This window comes from Pseudoalteromonas sp. L23 (assembly GCF_021728455.1).
In the GTDB taxonomy this organism is placed as follows: domain Bacteria; phylum Pseudomonadota; class Gammaproteobacteria; order Enterobacterales; family Alteromonadaceae; genus Pseudoalteromonas.
This window is the reverse complement of the sequence record NZ_JAKKCW010000009.1, coordinates 120,502-139,717: the sequence shown is the minus strand read 5'-3', so window position 1 is coordinate 139,717 and position 19,216 is coordinate 120,502. Positions and strand designations below refer to the sequence as shown.

Below are 19,216 nucleotides of genomic sequence, written 5' to 3'. Positions count from 1 at the left end.
AACCCCTGTTTTAATTATTCTTTGATTTATCAATTAAAAATGAAATGAGTTCAGGTAAGTGTTTCTCAGAGTCAAATAAGTTATAAACTCTATTTTGTCTCAAGGAGCCTATCTCTTTTTCATAATATTTAGCATTGCTTGTCAACTTAACAATTACATCATCAATCTCACTTCTATTACTACAAACTACACCTATTTTTTTTCTATCTTTAATATAGTAAAGGTGGGACCACTTACTACTCAGTACTTTTTCATTAGGAGATAAGAATAGCACAGGTTTTAGTGTGGTGAAGGCATATGTGTAGGCTGTTGAAGATGTATCTGAAATTAAAAATTGGCTTTTTGCAAATAGTTCTAATTGAGGTTGGCTACTATCGATGAGAGAAACTCTCGGATGTTCTTCTGTTAGCCTTATCAGCTTTTTCATTTCTATAGTTGCTTCTGTTTCTGCTGACTCATTGAGCAAAACCAGATCATCGGGGTGAGGTTGAATCACTAACTTATGATTAGGAAGTTTATCTATTAGCGTCAGGAGAAACTCGTAAGCGTGATATATACTATAGCCCTCGGGTGTTTCCGGGCTAGGGGTTAAAGACTGAGTAGGGGCATAAATAATGATTTGGTTGCTTGATGCAGACCGTTGGTACTTGTGATATTCGCGTATGCTCCTATCTAATTTAGGGTAACCTAAAGGAATCAACGTGACCTTGTTACGCAGCTTTTTTTGTTCAAGCTTTTGTGCGAAAAATGACATACATGCCTCAGTAGGCATCGCGATATAGTGATGTTTTGGATTATCAATAGTATCAAATATAGACTCTCGAAACATCATTGAGTCATAAATAGCGTGTAGAAACGTGAGTCGTACAGTGAGACTGGGAGAGATGTCGAAAAATTGCGAGGTTAAAACCAAGGGGCTACTAGTTTTCAACATCATTTCTTGGCTTGCGATCTTCTGCTCGCGAAAGTGGGAGTTAAATCTATCTGAAGCGATTTCATACTTTACCCCATGAGCGTCTAAGGCATTCAGCACCGGCTTTAAATGGGATAAGAATAGTGAGCCTCTGCTAAGTAGTCGAACACTGAGCAGGTCAGAGTTAAGCGGCTTTGGGCTGGTATCTGCTTCATAATTTTCAAACTGACCTTTGCAGTTGGCTAACTTTACTATATTTGTCGCAAAGTCATTGCTCAATGTTGCTTCAAGATACACTGCACATGAGTCGTAGTATAGAGGGATTATTTGTGATCGAGATATACCTCTTTTCTTTAATCTGTTAATTGCGTTTAGTGTATATTCTGAGTTCGAAATTGCACTCAAAAAAATCGTATCTTTTTTTGTTACTACCTGACAAGCTTTATAAACTGGCAAGCTCATTAGCTTCCCTTGCGCAAATTCATCAATGAATCCTTTGAGGCTAATTGGAAACTTTGTCAGTGTTATAGCCAGCTTTTTTGCGAAGCTACCCGCTCCAATAATATATACTTCGTAATTCATGATAGAGTATAGTTAGTTTTCATTTTTAAGGAGCTATTTGCTTTTATCGATTGCGTAATTATGCATCCAGACGCTATTTTACAGCCAAAACCAATGTGATTATATGGCTCAACAACAATACCAGAGCCTAAAACACAACCTGTTGCAATCGTAACGCTACCCGATAGAGATATAGAGGGTCCAGCACTGATGCAGTTGCCAATTGTACAGTCGTGTTCTATTACTGTGTTGGAGCTGATAAAGTTACCATAACCAATAGAAGCATTGACTCCTATGAAGGTATTTGGACCAATATAATTGCCGCCCCCAATTTGAAGATTTCCATCTACGACTACACTAGGATGAATGGCATTAGCTAAAGGAATTTCAAGCTCGCAAGCAAGCTCTACAAAACGTTTTCTAGCTTCTACATCTCCAATGCTACATATTAAAGCATTGGCTTTGTATTGATGGGCAATTTGCTTCAGCTCAGATACTTTACCTAGAATAGGATAACCCAAATGCGTAGTGTTTTGCTTTTCATCAGTATCATCTACGAAACCAATTATCGTTGTGTTTGGGTATGTATTAAAAACACTCAAAAGTTGATTTGCTGCTCTGCCCGCCCCAGCAATAATCACACGCTGGTCTTTAATACTTGCTGTCAGTTTTTGTTTGCTCGCGTCAATTTTCTGATCTAACAGCTCTAATTGATAAGTCTTTATAACTTCGGTAGTGACAAGCTCAAAGTGTTTAAAGAGTTCAATGTCAAGGTTACATTGTTTCAACAACTCATATGCAGGTAGCGTGAAGTTATCAGGAGGAGACATTTTGTGTGATGTGCTTGATTGTTTCTTCTGCAGTATGAATTTACCGGTATTAGGAGCGACTTCAGCAAATACTGCTCCAACTTTTACAAAGTCATTCTCAGAAAAGAGCAGGTTTATATAGCCCGAATTTGGTGAGATTAGCTCGAAAATTGCTTTTGAACCTTCTAATAGTGCTATGGGCTGATTTTCATTAACAAACTCGTGCTGGTTAGTAAGCAGTTCAATTACTTTTACTTGATCATCGTTTGCAGCATTGCGCTCTACAAGTATTTCCGAATTTTTCATGGTACATGGTTCCAGTTTAATATTTCCGAGATAATATCCTTATCGTTTGGTAATTGAGCTAACTCTATATGAAGAGCGCTGGAAATTATATTACCGCGAGCAGACAACATTTTACTACTAAACACTATACCATTGGCGTGTAGCTGTGCGATGCATTGCGATGAGAAATTGGCAAAGCTCGTACCTTCTTCAACGCACAATAGTTTACCCGTTCTGTTTACGGATTCAGTCAATCTCTGATCATTAAAAGGGAACAGTTGAATTGGGCAAACTATTTCAACTGCTATTTCATAATTAAACAGTAGTTGAGCAGCTGCTTCTTCTGCATAGGATAGCATCCCTCCATAACATAATAATGTCACCCTTGCTGGACATTTGGGTCTGATTACCAAACTATGTGAGCTTTCACAAAAAAGTCTGTTAAAGGCTGATAAATTTTTAATCGGCTTAGAGTAATCAGACTTGTTTTCTATTACTAGAGTCGGACAACATGGAGTGTATATTTCTTGTAATGTCTTTTCGTCCAGCAAATAGTTAATAGCAGCCACTTTTAAATTGGGAATTCCTAAAAAGTGTTTTTCTAGACTTTGGCTGTGTGTCGCCCCATAGCCTCGTCTACCGCCACTCGGTGTCCTGATGAGAAATGGGAGGTCATTGTCAAGGTGAAACATTGCGGAGAATTTGCTGGCGCTGTTTAGTAATTGATCTAGCGTTAGTGTCAAAAAGTCGGCAAACATAATTTCTACTATGGGTTTGTAACCTCCCATAGCCAAGCCGATAGCTTTTCCTGTGATAGCAGATTCACTGATTGGCGTATTCCAGACTTGCTCAGGGTGCTCCAATGATAATCCTTCAGTAATCTTAAATGCTCCACCATAGGGAGACTCTACATCTTCGCCAAAGATCAATAATTTCTTGTCTTTTTTTAAGAGACAATTCAGAGTGTTGTTTAGCCTTTTACTCAATGGTGTAGTGGGGGGGGCAACTAGATGTAGAGCAGGTAATGAAGGCTCAATTTGAGTCTCGTCAAAGTAATCTATTGTCGCGGGAGGTAGTTGAGTTGCTTCTCTGTGTGCTTGGTTTATTTGTTCTTGAAGATCTATCTCTAACTGTGTTCTGCGACTTGTAGGTATTGAATCTAACCAGTTTGAGAGAGCATCATTACTCCATAACCTTTCTAATTCTTCAGTATTACGGGTATCATCTCCTTTGGAGTGCGAGTGAAGTCTTTGCGTGTGTACTAAATGAAAAACTGTCCTGTTAGCTCTAGCTAATGTAGCCGCTTCTTTTGTGGTGTCTATATGCTTTTGCAAATCGTTCATCGAACTTTCAAATGTAGTAAGTCCACACCCTTTCGCTCTCTCGATCAAGGAGCCACGTTGCACTGATTTTGTTTCGGTTGACTGTGAAATTTTATTTGACTCACAAATTATATAAAGAGGTAATTCATACACCGCCGCAAGGTTCATGGCTTCGTAAATTACCCCCTCTCCAAATGCTCCATCCCCTAAAAAGAGAGTAACAATATTTCCAGAGTTACTGTGCTTCTTTGCATAAGCTATACCGCTGGCTATTGGTGCGGTGCTGCCAAGTATTCCATTACTGAGAAAGCCTTTTGTATATAGATGTTGGCTTCCGCCATGGCCACCACAGATTGAAGATTGCTTGCTAAGTAACTCAGCAAAGAAGTGGCTAAGCAGCTCTGGGTAACAGCTTAAGAAGTGCCCGTGACCTCGATGATTGGAAACCAAAAAATCACCTTGCTCAAACGCGAAATTTGCAATTGTAACTCCGATTAGTTCTTGACCGATGCACGTGTGAATTGTTCCATTGATTTCACCCTTTTCAAATAACTTCAATAGATGTTGTTCAGCTTTGCGTATAAGCAAAGCTTGAGACATTAACGTGTCAATATTTTGAGTTATGTTATTCATGCCTTAAATTACAATTACATATTCAACTTTATTATCTTAAATGAATAACCTCATAGTGCCAACCTTTCAATAGTTTGGTGGCGTTGTCCTATTCTTACACGTAGAATATTAAATGGTTGGTGCACTTTTTGCTTGGTATGGGTGCAAGAGTCAAATTATAAAAGAAAAGGTTAACTTCTATCTTTGTAAAAAAGAGTCTTAAAATTCAGTGTGTTTGTCCTTTAAGATTCTGATAGTACTAAATAGATATTACTAGTTCATTATATGTTGTATGCTAAGGGCGCAAGAACATAGCAAAGTTAAATGTATAATTTTGTTCATAAATATCAAGAAGTGTTATCGTTTATTGAATGCAACGATTGCTTGTATATTTGGGATGGTAGTCAAGCTGTAAGCTTGCGTAGAAAACTAGGTAAGCCAGTGAAAAGGTGGCTTGATAGTGACCTTCATAAGCAAAGAAAGGTCTACCATCGGTTGTTTTTCACATCGTCAACGCTTCAGAATTTGAAGCATGTGCCTATCATTGTCGTTGGTGCTTGGCACTATGAAGTTGTAATGGCAGTTCATTTTGTTGTGATCCTTCCGTAGATGTGCTGTGGTATCTTGTCTCTAAGACAGAACTTCTTGCTTTTGAACCGGATAGGGCTAACCTAATCAAGAGTACGGAAACACTTACTAACTCATCGGGGGCAAATAGAATAAAACGCATTGAAAAAGGGTTATGGTCGCGTGATGGTGATTTTAAATTTAACTCTAGCTGTGCCATACCCGTAACTGCAAACAATATTTTTGAGTCTGGGGGTATAGAGGTTCAAGTACCGTCAATGGATCGCTTAGAAAGCAGTTTAATGCCTCTCTTGGTTATATGTAAATGGATATCGAAGGGGCTAAAATTAAAGCAATAATGGTAATGCTAGGCTTTAGGTACTTTGAGTAAACCGTCTCAAGCTAAACGGCTAAATCACCATTTTGATGACTTGCGGATCACCGTTAGAATGGTTGATTATTTTTTTAATAATTAAAGCAATTACTTAGGAAGCCACTCTAGTGTGTGGTATGAAATAGTTCTTTTTGTGTACGAAAATAAATAAGCATAACAGAGCACAGGCTCGTTATTATCAGTTTTTGCAAATAACTTGCTGATCTGAATCATAAAAAATCACTTATAGTAAAGTAGGAATGTAAAATGAAAACAGAATGGGATTACACCAATTTAGCCGAGGCTTATCTCAAGCGACCTGATTACTCATCAGACGCGATAAAAAAAATGTTGAAGCAGGCTAATATCGTAGCAGGTGCAAGCGCATGTGATGTAGGTGCAGGTGTTGCTCATTTAACTCTAATGCTACAAAAAGAAGGGCTTCAGGTTACTTCGGTGGAACCGAATGATGCGATGCGTAATCTTGGAATTAAAAGAACAGCAGCCATGTCAGAAGTTACGTGGGTTGAGGGAACAGGAGAACAAACGTCTCAGAAGGACGGTGCATTTGATATAGTCACTTTTGGCTCTTCGTTCAACGTTTGTGACAGACAGAAAGCTTTGGCTGAAGCTGCAAGAATTTTAAAGGATAACGGTTGGTTCGTATGTATGTGGAATCATCGAGATTTAGAGGATCCGATTCAGGCTAACATCGAAGTCATAATAAAGTCTTACATTCCTGAATACGGTTACGGTACTCGAAGGGAAGATCAAGTGGAGGTTATAAACGAGTCTGCCTTATTTTCAAATGTGTATAAAATCTCAGGTAGCATTTCGCACACACAAAAGCTTGATGATGTTGTAGAAGCTTGGCGTTCTCATGCAACACTTGAAAGACAAGCTGGTGAAAACTTCTCTAAAATTGTTGATGAGATCGAGGCCTACTTAAAATCCTCTGGTTTGACCGCTATTGATGTTCCATATACTACAAATATTTGGATGGCTCAAAAACTGTGAAAAGATATTAAGCACAAGTCGTCTTTAGTGGCCTGAATTAAAACGTTCAGGGTTGATGACATGGAGTAAATATCACTCGGCACTTGGTGCTTAATTGAGCATATTTACTCCGCTTTCACAGACAAAATGATAATGCATCTACTTTTCAGGTGGGATGAAGGTGAACTTTTTCATTTACGCTAATTCAAGCCAAAAGTTAGGTCTTGGGCATGTCATGAGACAAAATGTATTGGCAAGCGAATTGCTCGATAGGGGTTATGCTGTAACATTTGTATATTCAGCAAAGAGTGACGAACAGCATCCAACGCGTATACATTCGGCCGCTGATTACATTTATGTGGAAAGCATATGCCTTTTGAAGCCATTAGAGACGCCTAGTATGCTCATTATTGATGATTATGAGCTCTCAGAACCCCAATGGCTGCATTGTATTGAAGTTGCAGATAAAGTTATATTTTTCGATGATGAAGTTGGAAGGCCTAAGCTCAAGGTTGATCTTGCTATTAATATGTCCGGTTCAGGTAGTAATGGGTCGCAGAGTAAATTATATATTGCAGGTTCGAAATATCGTCTTATAAGACGAGAGTTTAGGAAGTTTAGAGACGTTAATTATGCTCATTCAAGGAATTTAGAAAATGCGATAGTGACAGTGATGCTAGGTGCAAACGATGCGAAAGCTTTGCTCCCTTCGGTTTGCGAATGTTTAACCGCTGTTAAACGTATTAAGAAAATAAAAGTTTTGACAACACTGGATAAAAGTGCATTGAAAAAACAGCTGCTTCAAAAAAAAATACCCCTTGAAAAGATAGAAATCCTCTCCAAAGCAGCGAACTTGGCACAAGAGATGAAGTGCTGTAACTTTGCTGTTTGCGCCGCAGGTGGAGCATTGTATGAGTATTTACTTTTAGGAGTGCCTACCATTGCACTGATTGTTGCAGATAATCAGCAGAGTGCGCTGAGTTTCCCAAAGTCTGAGCAGAGCTTTGTGGCGCTCGACTTTCGTAATGCATTTGATAGCAATGCTTTTATAGAAAATATAAATACGTTTTTAAATCAAAATGTGTTGCTCGATAGACTTTCAATGCTAGCTAAATCTTCGATAGATGGTTTAGGAGCACAAAGGATAGTTACTTTTATTGAAAACCATGTTTTAAACTAGTAGTTATTCTAATGATGCAAAACATATTTTGAGTGATAGGTACTAAGTGAATAGATTGAATTTTTTCAAACCTTTTATGAAGATCGATGGAAGTATTGTCGGTAAAGGCCATTCTCCATACATCATCGCAGAGCTTTCTGGAAACCATGGTGGCAGCCTTGACCATGCTCTCAAGCTGATTGATGTAGCAGCGCGAACGGGTGTAAGTGCACTTAAAATTCAAACATATAAACCTGATACGATTACTTTGAATCATAATGGCCCTGAGTTTGTAGTAAAAGAAAAGCTTTGGCAGGGAAGGACGTTATATGATTTGTATGAGGAAGCCCATACACCATGGGAGTGGCACGCGGCTTTATTTAAGCAAGCGAAAAAAAACAATATAACTTTGTTTTCTTCACCTTTTGATAATACAGCAGTCGATTTACTGGAAGATCTTAATTGTCCAGCATATAAAATTGCGTCTTTTGAACTCACCGATATTGGCTTAATAAAGTACGCCGCAAGCACAAAAAAACCAATTATCATGTCCACTGGTATGGCGACCTTTGATGAAATCCAAGAAGCCGTTGCAGCAGTTGCTGATGCCGGAGGTACAGAGCTTGTCGTTTTACATTGCATTAGTGGTTATCCAACTCCAATTGCTGATTGTAATTTAACCACACTTACTGATCTGCAACGAAAGCTTGGTGTGCCTGTTGGACTCAGTGATCACAGTCTTGATGATACTGCTGCAATAGCCGCTACGGCTTTAGGAGCATGTGTGATTGAGAAGCACTTTAAGCTCAAAGGAGATGATTCCAGTGTCGATTCGGCTTTCTCTTTGAATGAAGATCAATTCAGTCGACTCGTTACAAGGGTGAAAGATACTCACGCGAGTTTAGGTGAGGTCAATTACCGTCTAACTGACAGTGAGCAGGATAATGCACCATTTAGACGCTCTTTGTACGTTGCTAAAGCGATCAAACGAGGCGAGATTTTCACCGCTGAACACGTACGTTCGGTGCGCCCAGGTAAAGGGTTGCATCCAAGACACTTAAATGAAGTAATTGGGCAAGTGGCTGCGCAAGACGTTGAATTTGGCACACCTTTAGCTTGGGAGCATGTAGTGCAATGAGTGTGTATATATTTTCCCAAGCTCGATTTGATTCCACGCGTCTTCCGGGGAAAGTATTAAAAGCAATAAATGGCCGCAGCTTGCTCGATTATCATATTGAGCGAGTAGCTCAGGTAAAACAAGCTCATCAGCATGTTATTGTCACCAGCATTGAAAAAAATGATGACTGTATTGTCACACACTTGTCCGATAAAGACGTCATCGTTCGACGAGGCAGCAAGCACAATGTTTTAGAGCGCTTTGTTCAAGCTGCTCAAGCACTTGCATTAACTGAAAGTGATTATATCGTTAGGTTAACAGGTGACTGCCCACTTGTTGATCCAACCTTGATTGATGCACTTATTCAATTTCATTTAGAGTCAGGGGCTGACTATTCAAATATTGATGTAAATACCATTCCCAGAGGTTTTGATGCTGAAATCTTTAACTTTAAAGGGCTTCTTCAGGTATTTAACGACGCTAAAGAGGCGTATCAACAGGAGCACGTTACCCCTTATTTTTATCAACATCCGACATTATTTCAATGTGCTAGCCTTTCTTTTTCACCACCGCGCTCTGCCCATTTGCGCCTTTGCGTTGATGAGTTGGAAGATTTCCAACTCGTTGAAAGGGTGATAACGCATTTTGGTAACGATATAGATTTTGTATCTGCAAATGAGATTATTGACTTTTTGAATATGACTCCCGCTGTTGCAAGTATTAATGCTTGTGTGGGGCAAAAAAAGTTAGGGGAATAAGTATGATAGCAACTAAGCTTCACGGCTACGCTATTGAGCTACATCAGCTCACCCATGATGATATGGAGCAAGTTTTCAGTTGGCGTAATCAGCCAGACGTCCGAGCAAATATGCTAGATGACAAGCCTATCGCCATTGCACAACATCAAGCTTGGTTTTCAGCGATGCTTAACAGTGATAGGCAAGCACATTATAAAATCATCGTAAAGGCAAAAGAGATCGGGGTCGTTAATATACGTGCAAATACCGCGCTGAGTGATGCCAGTGAAGCAGAAATTGGAATTTACATCGCAGACAATGATTATAAGGGAAACTTGGTCGCTTTCTCTCCGTCTTTACTTTTAATAGATTATGCCTTTGAAGAGCTTGGAATTAACGCATTAGGATCCGTAGTTAAAGCAGAAAATCGAGAGGCGCTAAGGTATAATGAGGTGCTTGGCTACACCTTGGCACCAACTGACAGCCAAGGTTTAATTAAGATAAGATTAACGCCTGACGCATACATCACAGCAACCAAGCAGATTAAAACATTTTTGAGTAGAAGTTAATGAACGAAAAATTACGAAATATTTTTGCTAGTGTTTTGGATATTCCATTAGAAGAAGTTACCGACGAGCTTGCTTATGGACAGCATGATAAATGGGACTCTATGAGTCATATGATGTTGATTGCGGATATAGAATCAAATTTTGATATAATGATCGACACTGACGATATTATTGATATGAGTTCATTTGCAAAAGCGCAAGAAATTGTTGCTAAATACGAGAGTGAATAGTGGCGCACTCGGTTAATCATATCGTTGTCATCACCGGAGCTTCTTCTGGTATTGGGCTCGCTGTAGCCAAAAAAGCGGCTTTGAATGAGCAATGTGTTGTCATCATGGTAGCTAAAAATGAAGAAAAGCTGGTTGCAGCAAAGAGTCAACTCGTTGCAGCCGGTTATTTGAATGTTGAACACGTCACCGCAGATATAACCATAAATGAACAGGTTACCCAACTTTTTAAATTTATCCAAAAAATAAAGCTACCTGTTCACGGGTTTGTGCACTGTGCAGGCACCATGTATGAAGCCCCGTTACTGATGACTCGCGATCATTTGGTTGATGAGCAATACCATCAACATGTGAAGAGTGCGATTATACTTGCTCAAGGCATAAGCAAGATAATGGCTCGAAATAAGTCCGGCAGTATCGTTTTTATTAGCTCAGTCGTTGCGCAGCAAGGCAGCCGTGGTCAAAGCGTTTACGCGGCGATGAAATCTGCATTACATGGCTTAACTGCGAGCTTGGCCGCAGAGCTTGGTGCTATGAACATTCGTGTAAACGCCGTTGCACCTGGTGTAATTGACACCGCACTGGTGGCGCATATTCCTGATGAGAAAAAGCAGCAGTTAATAAAAAATACAGCTTTGGGGCGTATTGGTCAGCCAGAAGAGGTTGCTGATGTGATTAGCTTTTTATTTACAGAGGAAAGTCGCTTCATTACTGGGCAAGTCATCCATGTTGATGGGGGTTTAAAGCTGGGCTTATGAGTAGGTTTTGGGAGCTTGGAAAAGCGAGCAAAAGCTTGATTGTTGATGGCGAGCGCACGTTGAACTATTCGCAGTTAGATACTGAAGTACAATCTGTGCTCAGCAACTTGCCAAAAAAGAAACAGTTAATTGCCATCGTTGCGCACAATTCCTTATCCTTTGTCATACACTACTTGGCTGCACTTCGAGGTGGGCATACGGTGCTGCTGCTAGACAAAAGTAAGGGAAAGGAGCAGCATCAGGTAATGCTCACGCAGTTTCATGCGAACTATTTAATTGATGGTGATTTAGTATCTCACCTTAACCCCGATACGGTTACTCTCGCACCTGAAATTGCACTCTTACTGGGTACTAGCGGCACCACTGGTCGAGAAAAAGTAGTTAAGCTAACCTTTGAAAACCTTACCTCTAACTGCGCTGCAATAACGCAGGTTTTGCCTATTTCCAAAACTGACTGTGCTATGGCTTCTTTGCCATTCTCGTACAGCTTTGGGCTCTCAATTTTACATAGTCATTTGCTTGTAGGGGCAGGAATCATTCTTGGCCAAGAAAGTTTGATGTCAAAGTCATTTTGGCAGCAGTTTACCCAGCATAATGTTAACAGCTTTTACGGGGTGCCATTTAGCTTTGAAATGCTTTTTCGATTGGGGTTGCAAAGGCAGCCACTGCATCAATTGAAATATATGGCTCAAGCTGGTGGACGCTTGAGTGGACAGTTATGGGAAGTTTTAAAAGAGTTTTGTGGTTCCCAGAAGCTGCCTTTCTACGCCATGTATGGCCAAACAGAGGCCACCGCAAGGATGGCTATCATGCAGCCTGACGATTTTTTAGCTGCACCAGCAGGCGCAATTGGTAAGGCTTTACCTCACTGCAAACTTTACATCACCAGTGGTGAAAAAGAAGGTGAGCTATGTTTTGAAGGGGCAAATATATTCGCCGGTTATGCCTCATCTTTAGAGGATTTACGAGAGTGTGAAGCCAGCGCGATATTAAAAACGGGTGATGTGGCACACCAGCTAGATAACGGTATGTTGCAAATCGTTGGCCGGATAAAAAGAATAGCGAAGCTTGAAAGTAGAAGAATAAACCTTGATGATTTAGAGCGTCAGCTCAATCAGCAGCTTAACTCGAGCTGTGTCATAACGAGCGATGATAAACAACTGCGAGTTTTCATCTGTGGTTCTGAACTTGGCGTTGAAAAGCAAATTGCCCAAATAGCACAATGTCACCATCGAAATGTAAAAGTTTTTAACATTGAGACCATCCCTAGATTAAGTAACGGCAAAGTGAATTACAATGCACTTATCTGACGAAGAATTGCTTGAGTTATCAGTATACGACCTCTGTCAAAATGAGAAATGGGAGCTGCTAACGCCATTGCTCGATGAGCTGCATCATTTTCATAAGGGGCACTGTGAAAAATATAACGCAACTCAGCAACTAGGAGAGACACCTCTTGCTGTTCGTGCCTTCAAAAACCAGCTCCTAAGTAGCATTGACGCTGATAAGGTTCACCGCATACTCAAATCATCGGGAACGACAGGTACGCAATCTCAAATAGTCTTGGATAGCGATACTGCCCGTTTACAGTCAAAGGTACTCTCAAAAATAATGCAGCATTGGCTTGGGCCGAAAAGATTACCGCTGTTAATTCTTGATTCCAGAAAGGCGCTTGATGTTCACTCAGGCATGTCTGCCAGAGCCGCAGGTATACAGGGTATGTCTTTTTTTGGGAGAGATCATCACTTTGCGCTTGATGAAAATATGGATCTGGATCTCGCGGCAATGATGAGCTTTGCTGATAAATACGCAGGCCAACCGGTTTTTATGTATGGTTTTACGTTCATAATATGGCAAAGAATAGTGCAACAACTAAGGCAATTGGAAAAGCAGGTGGCGTTTTCCGACGCATTTCTATTGCACGGTGGCGGGTGGAAAAAAATATCTGAGCAAGCAGTTGATAAAAAAACGTTTAAACAGGAGTTGATCGCTTGCTTTGGCAATGTCACAGTACATGATTATTACGGTATGGTAGAGCAAACAGGAACCATTTATGTTGAGTGTGAGCATGGTATGTTACACGCCCCCGTTTGGTCAGATATCAATGTAGTAGACCCTGTGACACTGCGGCCTTTGCCAGCGCATACCGTAGGTGTGGTGCGACTGCAATCCGTTATTGCTAGAAGTTACCCAGGGCACAATCTTCTTACTGAAGATTTAGCAATTATTCATGGTATTGATGATTGCGCATGTGGACGTAAAGGAAAGTATTTCACTATTCAAGGCCGAGTAGCCCAAGCTGAAGTGAGGGGGTGTAGTGATACTTTTAAATGAACAAGTACAGACACTCGTCGGTGAACTTGAACAAGAGCCATCAAATTTATTTGCCTTCGAGCAGTCACTTATTGACACTGTTGCAGAGTTTTCTGACTTTATACTTAAGCACCGCCCCAGTGCTGAAATTGTCGCTCTGGCATTTTGGTGTAGGCGCAGTAATATCAAAAATCTCGCAATCCACTACGGTGAGCAGCTACGACTAAGGCAGAACAAAGTTTTTCACATTACCCCAGCTAATGTCGATACGGTCTTTCTCTATACGGTGCTCTTAAGTTTTCTTGTCGGAAACACAAACATTGTGAGATTAAGTAGCCGAAGAGGAGCAATCTCTGATGAGCTAGTCGGTTTGATACAGCGCTTTGTAGATACTGATAAGGGAGCCTTGCTGGGTAGTCGCTGTTTATTTATTGCCTATCCGGCTTCGCAGTCTCAGGTAACCGCTACTTTATCAAAATGGTGTGACAAGCGGGTGGTTTGGGGGGGGGATGATGCCATATTACAGATAAATCAAGTGGCTCCAGTTGCCAATGAACTGGCATTCCCTGACAGGTTTTCTATATCTGTGCTAAGGCTGAGTTCAGAGCAAGATGCCAAACTTGCAGCCAAACAATTTTTCACAGATTATCAGAGCTTCAATCAGCAGGCCTGCTCCTCACCTAAGGCAATTTATTGGTTATGTACAAAACCAGTGTTTAAAGACTGTTTTTGGGAAGCTTTGGCGGAGTTATCGGTTGACAATACGCAGTTTGAGCTAAATCATCAGTTAAATCGGTATATAAATATACAGATGCTTCTTATGGCAGATTTATCATTAAAGGCAACTCGTTCAATTTCACATCCAAGTTATTTAATGCTTGAGTTTGAGCAACTTAACAGCCTTGCGACACTTGATGTACACGAGGGAAATGGACTTATCTTGAGTACTAATATTGAAAGTCTTGCTCAGCTACCAGAGCATGAGAAACTTCAAACTGTAGGCTACTTTGGTATTTCTCAAGGTATGGTTGAAGACATTCATGCGCTTCGTAAAATACCACTCGGTAGTGCTTTACAATTTAATCATATTTGGGACGGCGTCGATTTAGTTAAGCGTTTAAACTAGGCTAAACGCTTAACTCTGCAACTAGGGTTTTTAAAATATCAGCAATGTACAACACTTGCTCTTCTGAGAGCTGAGGAAATAGCGGTAAAGTAACCGCATGATGATAATACAATTCGGCTGAAGGGCAGTAACCTGCACTAAACCCAAGCTGCTTGTAAAATGGTTGCAAGTAGATAGGAATATAGTGGACATGTGCGAAGACACCTGCCTTTCTTAGGCTTTGTATGAGTCTTTTGTGTTGCTCTGGTGAATGGAGCGGAACTTTAACTACGTAGAGATGGTAAGCACTGAACGATGTATTTGTAACGAGCAGCGGTTGGATGTCACTATTTTGAAACAAGTTGTCATATTGCGCCGCAATTTTATTGCGCTGTTGGACAAACGTATCGACTCTTGTTAACTGCTGGCACCCGAGCGCAGCATGTAAATCCGTCATACGGTAGTTAAAGCCTAAATCTTGCTGTTGGTAGTACCAGACCCCATGGCTGGGTTCATTAAATTCGTCAGGATTTCCAGTAATACCATGACTGCGAAGCATCGTCATCGTATTAGCCAGCGCTGGGTCGTTTGTCAGCGCAGCACCACCCTCAGCCGAGGTAATTATTTTTACCGGATGAAAGCTAAAAACGCAGATATCGGAGTACTCACAACAACCCACCTTTTTATCATGATAGGAACCCCCAATAGCATGTGATGCGTCTTCAATTACTTTAAAACCATACTGCACAGCTAATTGATGGATGGCCTTCATATCGCATGATTGTCCTGCAAAATGCACCGGTATAACTACTTTGGGGAGTTGGTTTTGTTGCTTTGCTAGTGCTAGCTTATCACTGAGTGCTTGAATGCTCATATTACCGGTACTGACTTCAATATCGACAAAATCGACACTTGCTCCGCAATAGAGTGCGCAATTAGATGAAGCAACAAATGAATTTGGTGAGGTCCAAACAATATCACTGTCGCCAACCCCAAGCGCAAGGCAGGCAATATGAAGTGCGGATGTTGCACTGTTTACCGCAACAGCGTAAGTTGCTCCGGTATAACTGCAAAGTTTTTGCTCAAACTCTGGCACTTTAGGGCCTTGTGTTAACCAGTCAGACTGCAGTACTTCGATAACTGCGTCAATATCCGCTTGGTCTATTGATTGCTTTCCGTATGGGATCATAATATTGCTTGTAGGTTAAACGTTTTGATTTCTTCAATACTCATGTAATCTGAATTAGTTAAAGAGTTATATTCAAACTCAGGTTTAACAGCTTTTCCTTTTTCACCTAGTGCATTTATGTCAAAAGCGTTGCTTCTGCTGCTGAACTTTATCCCAGGAGCAATAACGAAATGATCGTCATATTCAAAAGTATCGAAGCTTAAATCCGCAGGACACATCACCTCATGAAGCTTTTCGCCAGGGCGTATCCCGATAATTTTTTGAGGTACATTGGGCGCCATTGCGGTTGCTAGGTCAACAATGCGGATCGATGGAATTTTTGGTACAAAGATTTCGCCGCCAAGCATCCGCTCAAAATTCTTAAGCACGAAGTCAACGCCTTGCTGAAGACTAATCCAAAAGCGAGTCATATCTGCATGAGTAATTGGAATATGACCTTTCCCTTCATCAATAAACTTTTGGAATACCGGGACAACCGAACCTCTTGAGCAAACCACATTGCCGTACCTAACAACCGAAAACTTGGTCTTATGGCCACCAGCCATATTATTTGCTGCGACAAAAAGTTTATCTGAGGCTAGTTTTGTAGCGCCGTATAAGTTGATTGGATTAGCTGCTTTATCGGTAGAAAGTGCGATTACCTTTTCGACGTCATTATCTAAAGCGGCTTCAATCACATTTTCGGCACCGTTGATATTGGTTTTGATACACTCCATTGGGTTGTATTCGGCAGCAGGCACTTGTTTTAACGCCGCTGCATGAATCACATAATCAACCCCTTGCATTGCTCGGCGCAGCCTGTCTTTATCTCGTACATCACCAATGAAATAACGCATACAAGGTTGGTTGAACTCTTGTTGCATCTCAAACTGTTTTAACTCGTCGCGAGAAAAGATTATGATTTTTTTAGGTTTATATCTCTCGAGCAAAGTTTTTACATATTTTTTGCCAAAAGAGCCAGTGCCGCCGGTTATTAAAATGGTTTTATTATCAAACATAGGGTGTCCACCTACAGGTGCAATCAAAACTTTACAGTATCGAGTATCGAAACTGCTCTAGATATCTCACCGATACAATAAATTAGCTACTACTCAATACTTTATATCACTTCTATGTGTTTTGCAGTATTTATGCCAGTCATTGCAGGAAATTTAACGGCTATGGTGACTTTTTGCTCACAATAACGTAGATTTAAACTAATGATAGTGAATGGGGGTGTATATGAAAATCCAATCACAAAGTACTGCTTTTTTTAATCGTACGGAGCAGACTGCTAATAAACTCAATCAACAGCTGGCTTCTGGTAAGAAGGTTAATTCTGCTGCAGACGATGCTGCAGCCTTGCAGATCATTAATCGTTTGACGTCTCAGCAGGACGGCTACAGTCAATCTATTCGTAACGCATATGATGGTATCTCGTATTCGCAAACCGCTGACTCGGCATTATCTGGTGTGAATGATGCGGTTTCCCGAATTAGAGAATTATCGATTCAAGCCGGTAATGGGGCGCTGACAGATAGTGACCGTCAAGCATTGCAAGAGGAAGTATCGCAGTTGCAAACGCAAATCAGCGAAACGTTTGAAAACACTACATTTGGTGGCGCACAAATTTTTGACGGTGAGTCTCGTAGTTTTCAGGTAGGTCCCGATGCTAATACCACTCAGTCGCTACAGCAGACTGATGGTGGTTTTGCCAGTGCAATATTGAGTGTGGACATATCGACGCAAGCGGGTGCCCAAGCTGCCATTGATGCGGCAGATACAGTCTCTGAGGATTTAAACAGCCAACGCGCTGAGCTTGGCGCATTTGAAAATGCGGTATCTAGTACAATTCGCTCTGCAAGTAACCAACGTGAGAACATTGCGGCGAGCCAAAGTCGAATTCAAGACACCGATTACGCGCAAGCAGTGAGCGATCAAGTCGCCAACGATATTTTATCGCAAGCGTCTATTGCTTTGCGTGGCCAAGCTAATCAGTCTGCATCATCGGTACTGGGTTTATTATAAATTAATACCAAAGTATTGATATAGAACAGCTCTAGTGGCGATTTTTTGGCGTTAATGTCAAAAAGTTGCCACTTAGGTATTGCATCCCCCTTAATCTCTCTTACAATCTAACTATTGAAAAATTTTAAGTAGATTGGTTCTCAAGCAATGGTCTTGATCTTAGATAACAACAACAAAAGAGCGATCGGATTAGGTGCGGCACTTAGTTTTGTCGGTCAAGCAAATGAAGTGCTGGCCGAAGAGCGTTATGAGCCCAAGATCCTTGATAACAACCAAGAACCAATTTTTGTGCTAGGCGCTTTGCAAAGCTTAACACACGAAGCGTTGATAAAATCTCATCCCGCCGTCCCGTTTTTATTAATAGGTGAAACGCTCAGGCCGCTACTTGCATTACCGAATGTAATAGGGCTTATCACCGAACCCTTTGGGCAAGAAGTCACGATGCAATTGCTACATGACTGTCAGCAATATTTACGTATGCTTCCAAATAAAGAGAACAAGCTACTAAATAAGAGCTTTGATGGTTTAGTTGGGGAAACCGAAGCGGTTAAAAACGTTCGTTTCTTGATTTCTCAAGTGGCTAAAACCGACGCCAATGTCCTTATTTTGGGTGAATCGGGAACCGGTAAGGAAGTGGTTGCACGTAACGTACACTTATTGTCTAAACGTGCACAGGGACCATTTGTGCCAGTTAACTGTGGTGCTATCCCTGGGGAGTTGTTAGAAAGCGAGCTTTTTGGTCATGAAAAAGGCGCGTTTACTGGCGCGATTTCAGCCAGAAAAGGGCGTTTTGAACTGGCGCAAGGAGGTACGCTTTTTCTCGATGAAATCGGTGATATGCCACTGCAAATGCAGGTGAAATTGTTACGAGTTTTGCAAGAACGCACCTATGAACGAGTCGGGGGCACAAAGCCTATTCAGGCGGATGTTCGTGTGATTGCCGCGACGCACCGGAATCTTGAAACCATGATTGAAGATGGCAAGTTTCGCGAAGACTTATTTTATAGACTCAATGTATTCCCCATTGAAAACCCCTCTTTAAACGAGCGTGCGGAAGATATTGCGCTACTGCTAAAAGAACTAACGCGTAGAGTAAATGAGCAAACGGGCAATTCGGTTAAGTTTACGGATAGAGCCGTAGACAGCTTAAAGTCACACGCTTGGCCTGGGAATATTCGAGAGCTTGCGAACCTTGTGGAACGAATGGTGATTATGTTCCCAGACAAGGTTGTCGATGTGACTGATTTACCACAAAAGTACCGCTATATAGAAGTCGAAGCGTTTGAGCCTGAATATCCAGAAGAACTTTTGGAAAAAGATGCCTTCAACGAACTATTTAGCGATGGTTTTAGTGACGATGAAGAGGATATGGTAGCAGAAGATTTTGCGCCGCAAGCATCGAATGTTGGCTTACTGCCGGACGAGGGGATAGAGTTAAAAGAATATTTAGCAGAGCTTGAAATTGATTTGATCACTCAAGCTTTAGAGCGCTACGATTATGTGGTTGCTCGCGCGGCTGAAATCTTGGGCGTTCGCCGTACAACATTAGTTGAGAAGATGAAAAAGTATAATCTCAATCGTGATTGATAGTTCATCA

At 41.0% G+C, this 19,216-nt stretch carries 18 protein-coding genes; 13 read left to right on the top strand and 5 right to left on the bottom strand.

Going from position 1 to position 19,216, the window contains the following annotated elements:
- Positions 1 to 10 precede the first annotated feature (10 nt).
- From L3V43_RS15645 to L3V43_RS15635, 3 genes are read right to left on the bottom strand one after another with little or no spacing between them, the layout of a single operon-like run.
- The gene (locus tag L3V43_RS15645) at positions 11 to 1,495 is read right to left on the bottom strand and encodes a CDP-glycerol glycerophosphotransferase family protein (protein WP_237116895.1); all 1,485 of its coding nucleotides are present in this window, start codon (positions 1,493 to 1,495) and stop codon (positions 11 to 13) included.
- Positions 1,492 to 2,589, bottom strand: coding sequence for a hypothetical protein (locus L3V43_RS15640; protein ID WP_237116896.1), 1,098 nt, complete (start codon positions 2,587 to 2,589; stop codon positions 1,492 to 1,494). The genes L3V43_RS15645 and L3V43_RS15640 overlap by 4 nt, the downstream gene beginning before the upstream one ends.
- Positions 2,586 to 4,523, bottom strand: coding sequence for a thiamine pyrophosphate-dependent enzyme (locus tag L3V43_RS15635; RefSeq protein ID WP_237116897.1), 1,938 nt, complete (start codon positions 4,521 to 4,523; stop codon positions 2,586 to 2,588). The genes L3V43_RS15640 and L3V43_RS15635 overlap by 4 nt, the downstream gene beginning before the upstream one ends.
- Before the next feature lie 303 nt (positions 4,524 to 4,826).
- Here L3V43_RS15635 and L3V43_RS15630 point away from each other — a divergent pair, with 303 nt between their 5' ends.
- The 11 genes from L3V43_RS15630 to L3V43_RS15580 all read left to right on the top strand — a co-directional run bounded on the left by L3V43_RS15630 (position 4,827) and on the right by L3V43_RS15580 (position 14,444).
- A complete protein-coding gene (locus L3V43_RS15630) occupies positions 4,827 to 5,111 on the top strand; it encodes a hypothetical protein (protein WP_237116898.1) in 285 nt (94 codons plus the stop codon).
- Between the two features lie 598 nt (positions 5,112 to 5,709).
- Positions 5,710 to 6,459, top strand: a complete 750-nt coding sequence (locus L3V43_RS15625) for a class I SAM-dependent methyltransferase (RefSeq protein WP_237116899.1) — start codon at positions 5,710 to 5,712, stop codon at positions 6,457 to 6,459.
- Between the two features lie 160 nt (positions 6,460 to 6,619).
- Positions 6,620 to 7,618 (top strand): hypothetical protein, encoded by a 999-nt coding sequence (locus tag L3V43_RS15620; protein ID WP_237116900.1) that lies wholly within the window; start codon positions 6,620 to 6,622, stop codon positions 7,616 to 7,618.
- A gap of 46 nt (positions 7,619 to 7,664) precedes the next feature.
- Positions 7,665 to 8,735 carry a pseudaminic acid synthase gene (pseI, locus tag L3V43_RS15615; protein ID WP_237116901.1) on the top strand — a complete coding sequence of 357 codons (1,071 nt, stop codon included), beginning with the start codon at positions 7,665 to 7,667 and terminating at the stop codon, positions 8,733 to 8,735.
- Positions 8,732 to 9,472, top strand: a complete 741-nt coding sequence (locus L3V43_RS15610; protein WP_237116902.1) for a glycosyltransferase family protein — start codon at positions 8,732 to 8,734, stop codon at positions 9,470 to 9,472. The genes pseI and L3V43_RS15610 overlap by 4 nt, the downstream gene beginning before the upstream one ends.
- Positions 9,473 to 9,474: 2 nt before the next feature.
- On the top strand, positions 9,475 to 10,020 hold the full coding sequence (locus L3V43_RS15605; RefSeq protein ID WP_176031876.1) for a GNAT family N-acetyltransferase: 546 nt from the start codon (positions 9,475 to 9,477) through the stop codon (positions 10,018 to 10,020).
- Positions 10,020 to 10,250: a phosphopantetheine-binding protein gene (locus tag L3V43_RS15600; RefSeq protein WP_125252031.1), complete on the top strand. Its 231-nt coding sequence runs from the start codon at positions 10,020 to 10,022 to the stop codon at positions 10,248 to 10,250. Before L3V43_RS15605 ends, L3V43_RS15600 begins: the two co-directional genes overlap by 1 nt.
- On the top strand, positions 10,250 to 11,005 hold the full coding sequence (locus L3V43_RS15595) for an SDR family oxidoreductase (RefSeq protein ID WP_237116903.1): 756 nt from the start codon (positions 10,250 to 10,252) through the stop codon (positions 11,003 to 11,005). Before L3V43_RS15600 ends, L3V43_RS15595 begins: the two co-directional genes overlap by 1 nt.
- Entirely contained in the window at positions 11,002 to 12,315 is a 1,314-nt protein-coding gene (locus L3V43_RS15590; protein WP_237116904.1) for an AMP-binding protein, read from the top strand. Before L3V43_RS15595 ends, L3V43_RS15590 begins: the two co-directional genes overlap by 4 nt.
- A complete protein-coding gene (locus tag L3V43_RS15585) occupies positions 12,302 to 13,339 on the top strand; it encodes an acyl-protein synthetase (protein ID WP_237116905.1) in 1,038 nt (345 codons plus the stop codon). The genes L3V43_RS15590 and L3V43_RS15585 overlap by 14 nt, the downstream gene beginning before the upstream one ends.
- The gene (locus L3V43_RS15580; RefSeq protein ID WP_237116906.1) at positions 13,323 to 14,444 is read left to right on the top strand and encodes an acyl-CoA reductase; all 1,122 of its coding nucleotides are present in this window, start codon (positions 13,323 to 13,325) and stop codon (positions 14,442 to 14,444) included. Before L3V43_RS15585 ends, L3V43_RS15580 begins: the two co-directional genes overlap by 17 nt.
- 1 nt (position 14,445) lies before the next feature.
- Here the strand turns inward: L3V43_RS15580 and pseC are convergent, their stop codons facing one another.
- Both pseC and pseB read right to left on the bottom strand, forming a co-directional pair.
- Positions 14,446 to 15,612, bottom strand: a complete 1,167-nt coding sequence (gene pseC, locus L3V43_RS15575; protein WP_237116907.1) for a UDP-4-amino-4,6-dideoxy-N-acetyl-beta-L-altrosamine transaminase — start codon at positions 15,610 to 15,612, stop codon at positions 14,446 to 14,448.
- Positions 15,609 to 16,610: a UDP-N-acetylglucosamine 4,6-dehydratase (inverting) gene (gene pseB, locus L3V43_RS15570; RefSeq protein ID WP_237116908.1), complete on the bottom strand. Its 1,002-nt coding sequence runs from the start codon at positions 16,608 to 16,610 to the stop codon at positions 15,609 to 15,611. The genes pseC and pseB overlap by 4 nt, the downstream gene beginning before the upstream one ends.
- Positions 16,611 to 16,833: 223 nt before the next feature.
- Here pseB and L3V43_RS15565 point away from each other — a divergent pair, with 223 nt between their 5' ends.
- Together L3V43_RS15565 and L3V43_RS15560 are read left to right on the top strand one after the other, a co-directional pair.
- On the top strand, positions 16,834 to 17,619 hold the full coding sequence (locus tag L3V43_RS15565) for a flagellin (RefSeq protein ID WP_039492535.1): 786 nt from the start codon (positions 16,834 to 16,836) through the stop codon (positions 17,617 to 17,619).
- Positions 17,620 to 17,766: 147 nt separating this feature from the next.
- Entirely contained in the window at positions 17,767 to 19,206 is a 1,440-nt protein-coding gene (locus L3V43_RS15560; RefSeq protein ID WP_039492533.1) for a sigma-54 dependent transcriptional regulator, read from the top strand.
- Positions 19,207 to 19,216 lie beyond the last annotated feature (10 nt).